At 73.3% G+C, this 14,322-nt stretch carries 15 protein-coding genes; 6 read left to right on the forward strand and 9 right to left on the reverse strand.

Going from position 1 to position 14,322, the window contains the following annotated elements; all coding sequences use genetic code 11:
• A partial coding sequence (locus JWQ92_RS08575; RefSeq protein WP_367276720.1) for an FtsX-like permease family protein occupies positions 1–1,251 on the forward strand: 1,251 nt, incomplete at its 5' end.
• A gap of 64 nt (positions 1,252–1,315) precedes the next feature.
• Here the strand turns inward: JWQ92_RS08575 and JWQ92_RS08580 are convergent.
• Positions 1,316–2,143: a sulfurtransferase gene (locus JWQ92_RS08580; protein ID WP_297344044.1), complete on the reverse strand. Its 828-nt coding sequence runs from the start codon at positions 2,141–2,143 to the stop codon at positions 1,316–1,318.
• 57 nt (positions 2,144–2,200) lie between these two features.
• Positions 2,201–3,301 (reverse strand): GAF domain-containing protein, encoded by a 1,101-nt coding sequence (locus tag JWQ92_RS08585; protein ID WP_297344045.1) that lies wholly within the window; start codon positions 3,299–3,301, stop codon positions 2,201–2,203.
• Between the two features lie 104 nt (positions 3,302–3,405).
• Here JWQ92_RS08585 and JWQ92_RS08590 point away from each other — a divergent pair, with 104 nt between their 5' ends.
• The 5 genes from JWQ92_RS08590 to JWQ92_RS08610 all read left to right on the forward strand — a co-directional run bounded on the left by JWQ92_RS08590 (position 3,406) and on the right by JWQ92_RS08610 (position 7,925).
• Positions 3,406–4,845, forward strand: a complete 1,440-nt coding sequence (locus JWQ92_RS08590) for a lipase maturation factor family protein (protein ID WP_297344046.1) — start codon at positions 3,406–3,408, stop codon at positions 4,843–4,845.
• Positions 4,846–4,856: 11 nt separating this feature from the next.
• Entirely contained in the window at positions 4,857–5,627 is a 771-nt protein-coding gene (gene ddaH / locus JWQ92_RS08595; protein ID WP_367276721.1) for a dimethylargininase, read from the forward strand.
• A 63-nt stretch (positions 5,628–5,690) separates the two neighbouring features.
• Positions 5,691–6,740 carry an iron-containing redox enzyme family protein gene (locus tag JWQ92_RS08600; RefSeq protein WP_297344047.1) on the forward strand — a complete coding sequence of 350 codons (1,050 nt, stop codon included), beginning with the start codon at positions 5,691–5,693 and terminating at the stop codon, positions 6,738–6,740.
• A complete protein-coding gene (locus JWQ92_RS08605) occupies positions 6,737–7,714 on the forward strand; it encodes a glycosyltransferase (protein ID WP_297344048.1) in 978 nt (325 codons plus the stop codon). Before JWQ92_RS08600 ends, JWQ92_RS08605 begins: the two co-directional genes overlap by 4 nt.
• Entirely contained in the window at positions 7,707–7,925 is a 219-nt protein-coding gene (locus tag JWQ92_RS08610) for a CDGSH iron-sulfur domain-containing protein (protein WP_297344049.1), read from the forward strand. The genes JWQ92_RS08605 and JWQ92_RS08610 overlap by 8 nt, the downstream gene beginning before the upstream one ends.
• A 73-nt stretch (positions 7,926–7,998) precedes the next feature.
• Here the strand turns inward: JWQ92_RS08610 and JWQ92_RS08615 are convergent, their stop codons facing one another.
• The 7 genes from JWQ92_RS08615 to JWQ92_RS08645 all read right to left on the reverse strand — a co-directional run bounded on the left by JWQ92_RS08615 (position 7,999) and on the right by JWQ92_RS08645 (position 14,118).
• Positions 7,999–8,676: an alpha/beta hydrolase gene (locus JWQ92_RS08615; RefSeq protein ID WP_297344050.1), complete on the reverse strand. Its 678-nt coding sequence runs from the start codon at positions 8,674–8,676 to the stop codon at positions 7,999–8,001.
• Positions 8,673–9,416, reverse strand: a complete 744-nt coding sequence (locus tag JWQ92_RS08620) for an alpha/beta hydrolase (protein WP_297344051.1) — start codon at positions 9,414–9,416, stop codon at positions 8,673–8,675. The genes JWQ92_RS08615 and JWQ92_RS08620 overlap by 4 nt, the downstream gene beginning before the upstream one ends.
• Positions 9,413–10,903 (reverse strand): DHA2 family efflux MFS transporter permease subunit, encoded by a 1,491-nt coding sequence (locus JWQ92_RS08625; RefSeq protein ID WP_297344052.1) that lies wholly within the window; start codon positions 10,901–10,903, stop codon positions 9,413–9,415. The genes JWQ92_RS08620 and JWQ92_RS08625 overlap by 4 nt, the downstream gene beginning before the upstream one ends.
• 249 nt (positions 10,904–11,152) lie before the next feature.
• Positions 11,153–11,842: a TMEM175 family protein gene (locus JWQ92_RS08630; protein WP_297344053.1), complete on the reverse strand. Its 690-nt coding sequence runs from the start codon at positions 11,840–11,842 to the stop codon at positions 11,153–11,155.
• Between the two features lie 121 nt (positions 11,843–11,963).
• A complete protein-coding gene (locus tag JWQ92_RS08635; protein WP_297344054.1) occupies positions 11,964–12,449 on the reverse strand; it encodes a YbaK/EbsC family protein in 486 nt (161 codons plus the stop codon).
• The gene (locus JWQ92_RS08640; protein WP_297344055.1) at positions 12,446–12,982 is read right to left on the reverse strand and encodes a DUF1697 domain-containing protein; all 537 of its coding nucleotides are present in this window, start codon (positions 12,980–12,982) and stop codon (positions 12,446–12,448) included. Before JWQ92_RS08640 ends, JWQ92_RS08635 begins: the two co-directional genes overlap by 4 nt.
• A 143-nt stretch (positions 12,983–13,125) precedes the next feature.
• A complete protein-coding gene (locus JWQ92_RS08645) occupies positions 13,126–14,118 on the reverse strand; it encodes a ribonucleotide-diphosphate reductase subunit beta (protein WP_297344056.1) in 993 nt (330 codons plus the stop codon).
• Positions 14,119–14,322 lie beyond the last annotated feature (204 nt).

The following is a 14,322-nucleotide window of genomic DNA, read 5'->3' on the forward strand; positions in this document are numbered from 1 at the left end:
GCGCCGCCGCCTCGCCTGGCGGGTGGTCGTCCTCGGCCTCGCGACCGCCTTGCTCGCGGCGGCAGCGCCACGCTCGCCGCACGGCTCGGCGTCGGCGTGTGGCTCGTCGGCGCGGGCGTCGTGCTGCTGCTCGGCGCGGCCGTCGCGCTGCTCCCGTGGATCACCGAGCGGATCGCCGGGGCCCTCGCGATCGGCCCGGTGTCGTGGCAGGTGGCGCTGAAGCGGATCCGCCACGACGGCACGACGACGGGCCGCGTGGTGGGCGCGATCACCGCGGTCGTGGCCGGCGCGATCGCGCTGCAGCTGCTCCTCGCGGGGCTCGCCGGGACCTACACCACGGACACGGGCGCCCGGGTCTCGGGCACCCTGCTGACGGCGCAGCTGCAGGGCGCCGCCACCGCCGAGCGGATGCGCACCGTGCTCGCCGGCGGCGGCCCGACCTTCGCCACGACGGACCTCGGTGTGCACGGCCACGCCGACCGCTTCGTCACGGTCGTGACCGGCGACTGCGGGGCGCTCGCGTCGGTCGCCCCGGTGCCGGACTGCGCGGACGGGCGCGCCTACGTCAGTCCCGGCGGATCCGCGCGGCGCGGGACCGTCCTCGACGCCCACGGCGCCTGGCGGATCCCGGCCGACGCCGCGACGACGTCCCTCAAGGCCCTCCCCGACGGCGACACCTTCGAGGGCGCCCTGCTCGTGACGCCGGGGGCGCTGCCACTCGCCCGGCAGAGCGCGGTCACCGTCACCACCGTGGTGCCGGAGGGATCCGCGGCGTTGCTCGGGATCGTGCGAGCCGCGACCGCGGTCGACCCGACGATCGTGGTGCGGCCGCTCGCGCCGCTCTCCGTCTCGCACCGCTTCGACGCCGTGCGGCGCGGCCTCACGGTCGGACTGGTGCTCGTGCTGCTGCTGATCGGCCTCGTGCTGCTCGTCTCGGTGGGCGAGCAGCTGCGGGAGCGCAGGCAGGCGCTCGCCGTGCTCGCCGTGCTCGGCCTTCCGCGCGGCACGCTCGTGCGCTCGATCCTCGCCGAGAGCGCGCTGCCCGTCGCGGTCGGCGCGGTGGTCGCCGCCGTGGCCGGCGCCGCGCTCGGCACGGCGCTGCTCGCGATCCTGGGACGGCCGGGGTTCCCCGATGCGGCGGTGGTCGCCTCCACCGCCGCCGTCGCCCTGATCGTGCCGGTGCTCGTCACCGTCGCCAGCGTCCCGGCGGCGCTCCGGCTGCTGCGGCCGGAGCACCTCCGCGCGGAGTGACGGCCCGCCGAGCCGGTCGCGGCGGCTGCCTGGGCCGTCCGGAGGCCCCACGGTCGGCCGGCGGTCAGCGCGGGTCGGGGCCCGTGGCGACCGGCGCTCCCGGACGGTTCGACCACTGGCTCCAGGAGCCCGGGTAGAGCGCGGGCGTGAAGCCGGCGCGCACGAGCGCGACGACCTCGTGGGCCGCGGTCACGCCGGAGCCGCAGTACGTGGCGACCGGGGCACCGGCCCGGACCCCCAGCGCCTCGAAGCGCCGCCGGAGCGCGTCCGGGGCCAGGAACCGGCCGTCCGGCCCGAGGTTCCCGGCCGCCGGCGCGCTCACCGCGCCCGGGATGTGCCCCGCCAGCGGGTCGATCGGCTCCGCATCGCCGCGGTAGCGCTCGCCCGCTCGCGCGTCGAGCAGCACGCCGTCGAAGGGCTCGAGCGCGACCCGGTCGACCACCGGCAGCCGCCCGGGGGTGAGCACGACGGCCCCGGGGCGCGGCATCCGGTCCCCCGATTCCACCGGCCGGCCGGCCGCCCGCCAGGCCGCCAGCCCGCCGTCGAGCAGCCGCACGTCCACGCCGGCATCCGCGAGCAGCCACCATGCCCGCGCCGCCGACATGCCACCGAGGTCGTCGTACGCCACGACGAGGTCGCCGTCGCCGATCCCCCACCGGCGCGCAGCGGCCTGCAGCCCGGCGGAGTCCGGCAGCGGATGCCGCCCCTCGGCGGCGGACGGCGGCGCCGCGAGCTCGGTCTCGAGGTCGACGAACACCGCACCCGGTACATGCGCCTCGCGGAATGCGGGGCGGCCGTCGGGCGCGTCGAGCCGCCAGCGCACGTCGAGCACAACGAGCCGGGGGTCGCCGAGGCGGACAGCGAGGTCGTCGACGGAGATCAGCGGATCCATCGCACCATCGTGCCCTGCGAGCGCGGCGCCCGCGCCCGCGCCCGCGCCCGCGCCCGGTCAGGCTGTCAGCGCGGTGCCGAGCGGGACGCCGTCGACACCGGTGATCTCCGCCTGCGCGAGCAGCGCGAGATCCCGCAGCACCTCGAGGTTGATGTCCTCGGGTTCTCGCGGCTCCGAGTCGTAGATGCAGAACGAGCCGATCCGGTAGCCGTCCGGCGACTCGATCGGATGCGCCGCGTAGAACCGGATGGCGTTCGGGCCGTGGGCGAGCGGACTGCCCATGACCCGTGGGTCGTTGGTCGCGTCCGCGATGACCGTCGGCTCCGCCTGCTGGATCGTCATCGTGCAGAACGAGTGCGCGCGGGGGTTGGGTCGCCGCTGGCTCCCGGCGACGGCCATCTTCCACTGCCGGTCCCGATCGATGAAGTTGATCTCGGCGCTCTCCGTGCCGAACGCCGTCCGAGCGAGCTCCACGAGGTCGTCGAGGCGCGCGTCCGGTGCCGCGCCCACGATCCCGAGCGCGTCGAGGGCCTGCTGCCGCCGCGCCTCGTCGTCGGGCCGGGCGCGACGACGACTGGCGACGTCGTCCACGGGCGCGTCGAGGCCGGCGCGGATCTCGTCGGAGAGGCTCTCCGCGAGGGGCCGCTCCCCGGGGCCGCAGAACACGACCCGAGGCGTCCGAAGCGTGCGAACGGTCCGCTCGATGCGGCTCCTGGGCGGCCCCGCGTGGCGTCCGCCGTCGCTCCGCGTCGCAGACACCTCCGCCACGATGACCCGGCTGCCCCCAGCGGTGCCCTCGAGCACCCGCTGGAGCAGCTCCTCGAGCCGGTGCACGGTCCGGAAGCGGAACGGCGACTCGAGTCGGTCGTCGACGACCAGCACGACCGCCTCGTAGCGACCGAGCCGCCACTCCTCGAAGGCCCGCTCGACGGCCTGCAGCACGGGCTTCAGGTCGCTGACGACGTCGAGGTCCACACCGCGCCGGGTGGAGAGCCAGACGCGGTCGAGCACGCGGTCGGGAAGCTGGACCGCGGATCCGTCGACCTGCAGAGCCCCGCGGTCGCCGATGACGAGCACGCGGACCGGGGCGGGACCGCTGTGGTGCAGTCGGCGCACGCGCAGCCGGGTCCCGCGGGTGTCGGTTGCGCTGGGTGCCACGCCGCCCCTCCCTGGTGGAGCGTCCATGATGACCCGTTGCCGCGGTCCGGGGCGCGGATCAAGGGGGTTCCCCAGGCAACCGGCGGCGACCTACCGTGCCTGCGATGGACCTGCTGACGGCGCCCGACTCGGAGCTCGCCCGCCAGGTGCTGCAGCGCGGCACCGCGGTGGTCTACCTGCTCGCCTTCGTCTCGACGCTGCGTCAGTTCCCCGCCCTCACCGGTGAGCACGGCCTCCTCCCCGTGCCGCGGTTCCTGCGGTTCGCCGATCCGGGACCGACCCTCTTCCGATGGCGCTACTCGGACCGCCTGCTCGCCGCGGTCTGCTGGGGAGGCATCGCCGTCGCGGCGCTGCTCGTGGCCGGCCTGCCGCAGCGGGGCCCGGACTGGCTGCCGATGCTGGCGTTCCTCGCGCTCTACGGCCTCTACCTGTCGATCGTGCACGTCGGCCAGACCTTCTACGGCTTCGGCTGGGAGATGCTGCTCTGCGAGACGGGGTTCACGGTGGGGTTCCTCGGCAGCGACGCCTCCCCGCCGCCGCGGCTCATCCTGCTCGCCGTGCTGTGGCTCGTGTTCCGCCTCGAGTTCGGCGCCGGCCTCATCAAGCTGCGCGGCGACCCCGCGTGGCGGAACCTGACGGCGCTGTACTACCACCACGAGACGCAGCCGCTGCCGAACCCCCTGAGCCGCACGGCGCACCTGCTGCCCGCCTGGTGGCACCGTCTCGAGGTCATCGGCAACCACGTGGCGCAGCTCGTCGCGCCGATCCTCCTGTTCCTCCCCCAGCCGGTCGCGTCGATCGCCGGGATCGTGATGATCCTCACGCAGGGCTGGCTGATCGTCACGGGCAACTTCGCTTGGCTGAACCTGCTCACGGTCGTGCTCGGGTTCGCCGCGCTCGGCGACCGCACGGTCCACGCCGTGCTGCCGGTCGTGCCGGTCGACCAGCACCGCTCGGCGGACCTGCCGCTGTACTGGCTGGTGATCACGACCGTCGTCGCGGCAGGGCTGCTCGTGCTCGCCTATCGGCCGGCCCGCAACCTCCTCTCGTCGCACCAGCTGATGAACGCCGGCTTCAACCGCTGGTACCTGGGCAACGCCTACGGCGCCTTCGGGAGCGTCACGCGGGAGCGGGACGAGGCGGTGATCGAGGGCACCAGGGAGGCGGTGCCGCAGGAGGGCGACTGGCGCGAGTACCAGTTCTTCGGCAAGCCCGGCGAGGTCGACCGACGGCCGCCGCAGGTCGCGCCGTACCACCTGCGCCTCGACTGGATGCTGTGGTTCGTCCCGCTCGGCGCCGCCCGCGCCCCCTGGTTCGCGGCCCTCCTGCTGCATCTGCTCGAGGCGGATCCGCGCATCCTGCGCCACGTGCGCGTCGATCCGTTCGGCGGCGAGCGTCCGCGTCTGGTCCGCGTCCGGATGTTCCGGTACCGCTTCGCGACCCGCGCTGAGCACCGCGAGAGCGGCGCGTTCTGGGTGCGCCGGCCGCTGTACGTGCTCGTGCCACCGACCGGCGCCGACCGGCTCCGTCGGGCGCTCCGCTGACGGATGCGAGCATGCTGATCATGCCGCTGCTGCTCGTCCGACGACCCTCGCCCCTGCTGGCCGACGGCGAGCTCACGCATCTCGAGCTCACGCCCGTCGACGCCGGGCTCGCGCTCACGCAGTGGGAGGGCTACGCGCAGGCGTGGCGCGACCTCGGCTGGGCGGTGCAGGAGATCCCGCCGGCGGACGACCAGCCCGACGGCGTCTTCGTCGAGGACCCGCTCGTCGTGCTCGGCGACCTCGCCGTGCTCGCGTCGCCCGGGGCGGCGTCCCGCCGCGGCGAGCTCGCCACCGTCGCGCAGGTGATCCGAGCGACGGACCTCGACGTGCGCACGCTCGAGGCACCGGCGACGCTCGACGGCGGGGACGTGCTGGTGGTCGGCCGCACCGTCTACGTGGGCAGGTCGTGCCGGACGAACGAGCACGGCATCACCGGCCTCGCGACGATCGTGGAGCCCGAGGGCTACACCGTCGTGCCCGTTCCGGTCACGCGCGTGCTGCACCTCAAGTCGGCCGTCACCGCGCTCCCCGACGGCACCGTGGTGGGGTTCCCGCCCGACGTCGACGACCCGGGGCGGTTCCCCGACTTCCTGGCGATGCCGGAGGCCGGCGCCGCGGTCGTGCCGATCGAGGACGACCGGGTGCTGATGGCCGATTCGGTGCCGCGCTCCGCGGCCCTGCTCCGGGATCGCGGCCTCGACGTCGTCACCGTGCCGATCACGGAGTTCGAGAAGCTCGAGGGCTGCGTCACCTGCCTGTCCGTGCGGATCCCGGCCCTGTAGCCGCCCGTCCCGCCGCGGGCAACCCCCCTGGCAGGCGCGCCCGGCGCCTGGGATGGTTGACGGATGCCGGCGACGATGCTCGAGGACGGGGTGCCCCTGCAGCGCCCCATGCTCCTCCCGCAGGCGCGCGGACCGGTGAGCGAAGCCGTGCTGAGCGCACTCCGCGGCGCCCCGGTCGCCCTCCCTGAGGCGGTGGGCGCGGGCCTCGCCGCGAGCGCCGGCATCCTCGACGACGAGGACGTGCAGCTCGCCCTCTTCCTGCTCTACGAGCAGCACTACGGGGGACTCGCCGAGGTCGATGAGGACCTCGAGTGGGATGCCACCCTCCTCGCGGCACGCGCTGCGATCGAGACCGCGTTCGAGGCGGCGCTCCGAGCCGCCGTGCCGATGCCGGGGCGGCCCGAACCGACCTCGCCGGCGGTCGCCGCCGCCCTCTTCGCGCTGACCGGGCGCGACGACGGGCCGAGCCTGTCGCGCTACGTCGCGAAGAACGCGACCCTGCAGCAGCTGCGGGAGTTCCTGGTGCAGCGCTCGCTCTACACGTTGAAGGAGGCGGATCCGCACAGCTGGGCGATCCCCCGGCTCTCGGCGACGGCGAAGGCGGCGCTCGTCGAGATCCAGGCCGACGAGTACGGCGGCGGCCGCCCGCAGCGGATGCACTCGGCGATCTTCGCCGGCACGATGCGGTCGGTCGGGCTCGACGACGCCTACGGCGCCTACCTCGACCTGCTCCCGGCCCCCACCATCGCGGCGATGAACACGATGTCGCTGTTCGGCCTCCACCGTCGGCTGCGGGGCGCGATCGTCGGTCATCTCGCGGCGTTCGAGATGACCTCCTCCGTGCCCAACCGGCTGTACGGCAACGGGTTCCGCCGGCACGGCTTCGACGAGCGCACCACCTGGTACTTCGACGAGCACGTCGAGGCCGACGCGGTGCACGAGCAGATCGCGGCGCACGACCTGGCGGGAGCGCTGGTCGCGTCCGAGCCGTCGCTGCTCGACGACGTGCTGTTCGGAGCGGCCGCCTGCCTGTTCGTCGAGGGCCGCGTCGGGGCGCACATGCTGACCGCCTGGAACGAGGATCGCTCCTCCCTCCGCGGCCCCCTCCCATGACGGGCGCGCCGACCACCGCGGAGGCCCGGCTCGATGCCGAGTACGTGCTCCCGCTCGCTGCGGACGCCGTCGATCAGGACCTCGTCGCGTACCTCGCGTTCCTCGTCCGTGCGATCGACGTGACGGTCGTCGACGGATCCCCGGAGCCGGTGCGCGCCGCGCTCGCGGCCGCGCTGCCGGGCGCGGTGCGGCATCTCGCGCCGGAGGCCTGGCCGGGCGCGAACGGCAAGGTCGCCGGCGTCATGACGGGCGTGCGGGCCAGCCGCCACGACCGGGTCGTGCTCGCGGACGACGACGTGCGCTACGACCGGCACGCGCTCGCCACCGTCGTCGGCCTGCTCGACTCGGCCGAGGTCGTCCGTCCGCAGAACGTGTTCGGTCCGCTGCCGTGGCACGCCCGCTGGGACACGGCCCGCTCCCTGATCAACCGCGCCTTCGGCTCCGACTACCCCGGGACGCTCGGCATCCGCGCCGGCGCGCTGCTCGCCGCGGGCGGCTACGACGGCGACACCCTGTTCGAGAACCTCGAGCTGATCCGCACCCTGCACGCTCACGGTGCTCAGGAGGCGCGTGCGGACGCCCTCGGCGTGCGGCGCGTGCCGCCGACCCCGCGGCACTTCCTGGGTCAGCGGGTGCGGCAGGCCTACGACGACTTCGCCCAGCCGCCACGGCTCGTCGCCGAGCTGCTCCTCGCCCCGCTGCTGGTCGTCGCCGCGCGTCGTCCGATCCGGCTCGTCGCGCTGCTCGGCGCATCCGTCGCGGTCGCCGAGGTCGGCCGTCGCCGCAGCGGTGGCCGCGCCCTGTTCCCCGTCACCGCCGCGCTCTGGGCACCGGCCTGGGTGCTCGAGCGCGCGGTCTGCGTCTGGGTCGCGGTGCTGCACCGCCTCGCCGGCGGCATGCCGTACCGCGGCGGGCGGCTGCGGTACGCGGCCCATCCCGTCCGGGACCTCGCGCGAAGGAGCGCCCATGCCTGAGCTGCCCCCCGTGACCGTGACCGCCTGCCCGAACGGGCCGATCCTCGTCCGCGGGGACTTCGAGCTCCGCACGCCCGACGGGCGGGTCGTGGCGCAGCACCGCAGGACGGTCGCGCTGTGCCGATGCGGCAAGTCGACGATCAAGCCGTGGTGCGACGGCACCCACAAGATCATCGGCTTCGTGACCGAGCCCGAGCCCCCGGCCGGCTGACCCGAGCGCACACTCGCCACGCTTCCTCTTCTGAGGACAGCGGACGGGCGGAACGCGGCACGGCCGGGCGCCGTCAGGCTGCCCGGACCAGCGCCTCGTCGAGGGCGGAGAGCGTGCGGGCATCGGCCAGGATCCGGAAGTGACCGCCGACCGGCACCCGCACGTTCGTCGCGCCGGGCAGCTCGGATCCGCCGGGGATGTGCGGATCGAACTCGCCGTAGATCGAGGTGATCCGGGCGTTCACCTCCCGGTTCGCCGCGAGCCGGAGCGTGGTCGGGTCACGCGGCGAGAACGCGCGGATGCTGCGGATGGGCGCATAGCGCGCGTAGACCGAGCCGGAGAACGGCGCCGAGATCGCCGCCATGGCATCGACCCTGCCGCCCTCGACCGCGTCGAGCATCGCGGCCTTGCCGATGAGCCCGCCCTTGCTGTGCGCGACGATCATCACGTCGGTCAGGTCGTGGTCCCGCAGATGCTGCACCGTGAGCCCGGCCGCGGCGTCGACGCTGCCGCCGTTCCAGCCCAGCTCTGCGAGCACGTGCACCGGATGCCCCGCGTGGTGCAGGTGCTCGATGAGCGGCTTCAGGAAGTGCCACGTCTCCCAGATGCCCGGCAGCACGACCACGGGCCGCCGCGTGCCGCCGTCCCGGTAGCGGGCGGGATCGGTGCGGTCGAGCACCGCCTGCGCCTGATGAGCGACCGCGTACCGGTAGTCGAGCGCCCAGGACCAGGCCTTCTCCGCCGGCGTCACGGCACGCCCGCCGCCAGCTCGTCGGCCACCTCCGCCGCGTTCGTGTACTGCACCACGTGATGGGCGCCCGGCACCTCGACGAGCCGTGACCTCGGCAGCAGCCGCGCCACCTGCGCGGTCCAGCCGTGCGGCGCGATCGGATCCCGCGCGCCCCGGATCACGAGGGTCGGGGCTGCGACGCGGGGCAGCACGGCCCGCAGGTCGTAGCCGAGCATGAACGGCAGCGTGCGGAGGTACCAGCGGGGCCCGGTTCGGGCGTAGTCGGTGAAGACCGAGACGTTCGCGCCGAACGACTCCCCCGCGGTGTCGCGGGCGAGCCGCAGCCCCTGCCGAAGCGCGTCGGGAGCGGCCGGATCGGTGACCGGCCCGAGCAGCGCGAGCCCACCGACGAGTTCCGGATCCCGGACGGCGAGGTCCGCGACGATCTGCGTGCCCATCGAGTGCCCCACCAGGCGCACGGGGGCGGATGCGCGCTCCCGCAGCAGGTCGGCGAGCAGCGCTGCGTGCTCCTCGATCGTCGGCGGCCGCCCCCGGTTCGGCCGTTTGGGCGCTCCCCCGAAGCCCGGCAGCTCGACCACCAGCACCGTGCCGTCCGCGGCGAGCCGCTCGGTGAGGGGCCGGAAGTACAGCCGCGCGACGCCGATGCCGTGCACGAGCACGGTGGTCGTGCCACCGGTGCCGCGCTCGTGCACGAGCGCGGTGCGATCGCGCCAGCGGAAGACGCGGGTACCGGTGCTCACGCCCGCGCGGCGAGCGCCACCGGTTCGGTCGACTCGTCGCGGGTGATGAACACGGCGAGCACGACCGTCGCGAGGAACACCCCGGCCGCGACGAGGAACGCGAGCCGCACGCCACCGGAGGCCGCGACGGCGGTGCTCGCCCCTGCAGCCCTTCCTGCGGCGGTCTGCACCGCGAGCAGCGTCACGACGAGCGCGGTGCCCGCCGCGCCGCCGAGCTGCTGCACGGTCGCGAAGATCGCGGATCCGTACGAGGTGTACCGCTCGGGCACGGCCGAGAGCCCGGCCGTGAACAGCGGGGTGAGCACGCCGGCGAGGCCGATGCTGAGCAGGATGTGCCCCGCGAGCACGAACCAGAGCGGGGTGGTCTCGGTGACGAGGCCGAGCAGCACGAGTGCGACGGTGCCGATGAGCGAGCTCGGGATGAGCAGCGCCCGCGGCCCGTGCAGGTCGTAGAGCCGGCCGACGATCGGACCGAGGACGCCCATGATCACGCCACCGGGCAGCACCAGCAGGCCGGTGACGAGCGGGGTGACGCCGAGCACGTTCTGCAGGTAGATCGGCAGCAGGATGGCGCTGCCGAGCAGCGCGAGGAACGCGAAGGCCCCCGCCACGACCGAGAACGTGAACACGCGGGAGCGGAACGGCCGGAGGTCGAGCAGCGCGCGGTCCGACCGCTGCAGCACCAGCTGCCGCAGCAGGAACAGCGTCAGCGCGATCGCGCCCACCACCATCGGGACCCAGATCAGTGCGGGCGACGCGCCGCCGCCGCTCGCGACCTCCCCGATGGCGTTCAGCCCGTAGACGAGTCCGCCGAAGCCGATCGCGGCGAGCGGCACGGAGAGCAGGTCGATGCGGACGCGCCGCGTCTCCCCCACGTTCGTCATCAGCCAGCCGCCGAGCGCCATCGCGGCGAGCGCGATCGGCAGCACGAGCCAGAAGATCCAGCGCCAGTCGAGCACGCTGAGGATCACGCCGGAGATCGTCGGGCCGAGCGCGGGCGCCACGGAGATGACGACGGAGATGTTTCCCATCATCCGGCCACGGCTCGACTCCGGCACCAGGGTGATGACGGTGGTCATGAGCAGCGGGATCATCACGGCGGTGCCGCAGCCCTGGATGATTCGGGCGAGCAGCAGCATCGGGTAGCCGACCGCGAGTCCCGCGGTGAGGGTGCCGGCGCTGAACAGGCCCATCGACAGCAGGAACAGCTGCCGCGTCGTCATGCGCTGGATGAGGAATCCCGTGACCGGAATCACGACGGCGAGGGTGAGCGCGAAGGCGGTCGAGAGCCACTGGCCGGTGCTGGCGTCGATCGAGAGGTCCTTCATGAGCACCGGGATCGCGACGGTCATGATCGTCTCGTTCAGGATCACGACGAACGCGGCGACGAGCAGCACGGTGATGACGGTGCGGTCGCGGGCGGTCAGCTTCTCGGCGCGCTGGGAGGCGACCGGAGTGGTCTCGGGGGCGGGCGCGGTCCGGGTCATGGTGCTCCTCGGCGAACGGATCGACGTCGATGGACGGGCGACCGTACGCACGGTCGAAGATGGAGGGACCTGGTTGCAGCCGGTGGCCGGCGACGGTTATTCCCTGGGCGTCTGCGCCTGGTCCGCCGGTGCTCGGCTGTCCGATTCCGACGAGGATCCCATTGTGGCATCCGCGTCCGACAGCCGTCTGCGCGTGACGTCCCGACGTCGGTACGCCCGCCGCACCAGGAACTCGAAGGCGCGCTGAAGCTAGGAGCGAAGGCCCTTTCGGGCCTTCGCCGCGACGCCCGCGCCGAGGGCCGTCTCGGCCCTCGGTCCCCGACGTCGGTACGCCCGCCGCACCAGGAACTCGAAGGGCCCGGTGACCGCGAGCAGCCAGAGCGCCCAGTAGTTGATCACGGGGACCGTCGTGCCGATCACGAGGGCGAGGGCGAGGGCCACGGAAGCCGCGGCGCCACCGATGACGCGGTTCCGGCTGTCGACGCCACCGGCGTCCGGGGCGACGGCGCGGTCGAGGTGCACGATCACCGACAGCGCGGTGAGCAGGACGCTGCTCGCGAGCATCGTCGCGATGTAGACCGCCACCGAGAGGGGGTTCTCCGTCGGGGAGTACTCGAAGGAGATCGCGGTGACGGCCGGCAGCAGCACGATCGTGAACAGCCACACGACGTTCAGCTGTACGAGCGGCCACGACCAGCGGCGCACCGACGCGAACGTCTGGTGGTGGGCCCACCAGAAGCGCGCGATCACGAAGAAGCTCACGGCGAAGCCGATCAGGGGCGACACGTCGAGGGCGAGCTGGCCCGAGAAGGAGTGGATCGCCGCGCCCGTGTCGTTCCGCGGCACCTCGGCGAGCGGCAGGACGAGCAGGGTGATCGCGATCGCGACGACCGCGTCGGCGAACGCGATCAGCCGCTCGGCGCTGCGCTCCTCGGTCACGCCACCAGCATGGCGGAGCCCGCGGCCGTCGGATCCGTCTGCCCGTCGGATCCCGGGCGACTCCCGACAGACCGGGCGCGAAGAGACGCCCGGAAAGTCGGAATGCGCCCGGGATCCCGGGTCAGGCGACGTCGGCGGGCCGACCGTTCGTGATGCGCACGAGTTCGTCGAACGTCGTCGGGAACACGCTGTTCGGGCTTCCGGCGGCCGCCCAGATCCGCTCGTAGCCGGCGAGCGCGGTGTCGACCACCGTCGCCAACGGCGACGGATGCCCGACGGGTGAGACGCCGCCGATCACCTGGCCCGTCGCCGCCCGCACCCGATCGGGATCGGCCCGGCGGATGCGCTCGACGGCCAGACGGGCGGCCAGCGCCGCCGTGTCGACGCGGTGCCCGCCGCTCGTCATCACCAGCAGCGGCTCGTCGTCCGCGAGGAACACGAGGCTGTTGGCGATCGCGCCGACGGCGCAGCCGAGCGCCTCGGCCGCTTCCGCGGCGGTGCGAGTGGAGGCCGGGAGCACCTGCGGGCGGCCCGTCGCGCCCGCGGCCTGCAACGCGGCGGCGACCCTCGCCACGGACGCCGGCAGGTCCGTCTGCTGATCCGTCATGCCACCGCCAAGATCTTCTCGAGGGTGTTGAGGTTGCGCGTCGTCACCGCGCCGGACTTCTGCCGGGCCCCGTAGTGCCGGCCGAACGCCGTGGTGAGCGTCTCGCCCCTCGGGGCGTCCCAGTAGAGGACGCCCTCCCCTGTCGCCACCTGCTCGACCGCGGGATCGAGCGCACCGGCCGCCTCGAGCAGCTCCGCCAGCGCCTCCATGCGCTCGGCGAACACCACGTACGCGTGCCGATCCTCGACCCGCGGGAACGGGTACTCCTCCACCGCGGTGCGGACGACGGGCACCGGGACGGTCAGCACCACGATCTCGAAGCCGAAGCGCTCGCGGATCACGCGGTGCACGTCGGCCGCGATCCGCGCCGGGTCCTCCGCATCCGTCGTGAGCACGACGTTCCCGCTGGCGAGCACCGTGCGCACGCCGGCGAATCCGTGCCCGGTGATGGCTTCACCGAGCTCCTTCATGGCGATGCGGACGTTCCCGATGTTCACGCCGCGCAGCAGCACCACCCATCGCACGGGGTCCATGCTCCCGCGTCGCGGCCGCGTCCGTACGCCTTCTGGACGGATGCACGGCGGCGCCGGTCAGCAGCGGTCCCGAAGGGATGCGGGCATCGCGCCCCTCGCCGCGGGGAGGCGAGGGGCGCGATCGTTGCGGCGCCGATGCGGCGTCAGTGCGAGGAGACCGCCGCCTTGGCGTTCGACTCGTACGAGGTGTTCGTCGACTCGAAGAAGTTGACGAGCTGGAGGGTGTCGTTCGCGGTCGCCATCCACTTCGCCGGGTTCGAGACCTTGTAGGCCGGCTCGAAGCCGAGCTCCTCGAGGCGCCGGTCGGCGAGGTACTTGACGTACTGGTTGATGTAGTTCGCGTTGAGGCCGAGGATGCCGTTCGGGAGCAGGTCCCGGTTGTACTGCTCCTCCATCTCGACCGCGTCGAGGATCATCTGGCGGATCTCGTCGGCGAACTCCGGCGTCTGCAGGTCGGGGTTCTCGTCGAGCACCGTGAGGATCAGGTTGATCCCGAACTTCAGGTGCAGCGACTCGTCGCGGACGATCCAGTCGACCAGCGAGCCGAAGTTGCGCAGCAGGTTCCGCTGCCGGAACGACAGCGCCACCATGAAGCCCGAGTAGAACCAGATGCCCTCGAGGATCACGTTGTAGGCGACGAGGTTGCGCACGAAGTCGCGCTTGCCCTCGGTCGTCGTGATGTCGAGCGTCTGCTCCGACATGCGCCGGATGAACTCGACCTCGAACTGCTCCTTCGCGGCCATCGACGGGATGTCGACGTGGGAGTTGTAGGCCTCGTCGCGGTCGATCGGGAACGTCTCCAGCACGTACTCGAACGACATGCAGTGGTTGGCCTCCTCCCACATCTGCTTCGCGAGGTAGAGGTGCGCCTCGGGAGCGTTGACGTAGGGGTAGACGCCGAACGCGAGCGCCTTGTTCACGAGCAGCTCGCTCGGGTTGAAGTAGCTCATCAGGAACGTCACCGCGTGGCGCTCCTCGTCGGTCATCCGCTTGAAGTCGGCGATGTCCTCACCGAGCTGGATCTCGTTCGGGAACCACGTGTTCGCCACCGCCTGCTCGTACAGGTCCATGGCCCACTGGTAGCGGACCGGCTTCAGCAGCAGACCCTCCTGGATCCCGGTGCCCAGGATGCTCATGTCGTCCCTCATTCCCTCGTTCGTCGGTGCAACAGCCGGCAGCCCCGGCGTATTCGTCGTGCGGTGGCCGGCCGCGCCCGTCTCGAGCGCGGCCGGTGCGGTCAGTCGCCCTTCGCGACTCCCCCGCTGCGCTCACCGGGGTTCGACGCCGAGGCGCCGAACCCGCCGAACCCGCGGCGGGCGGGCGCGGCCGGGGCGACGACC

The organism is Amnibacterium sp. (assembly GCF_025463795.1).
GTDB lineage: Bacteria > Actinomycetota > Actinomycetes > Actinomycetales > Microbacteriaceae > Amnibacterium.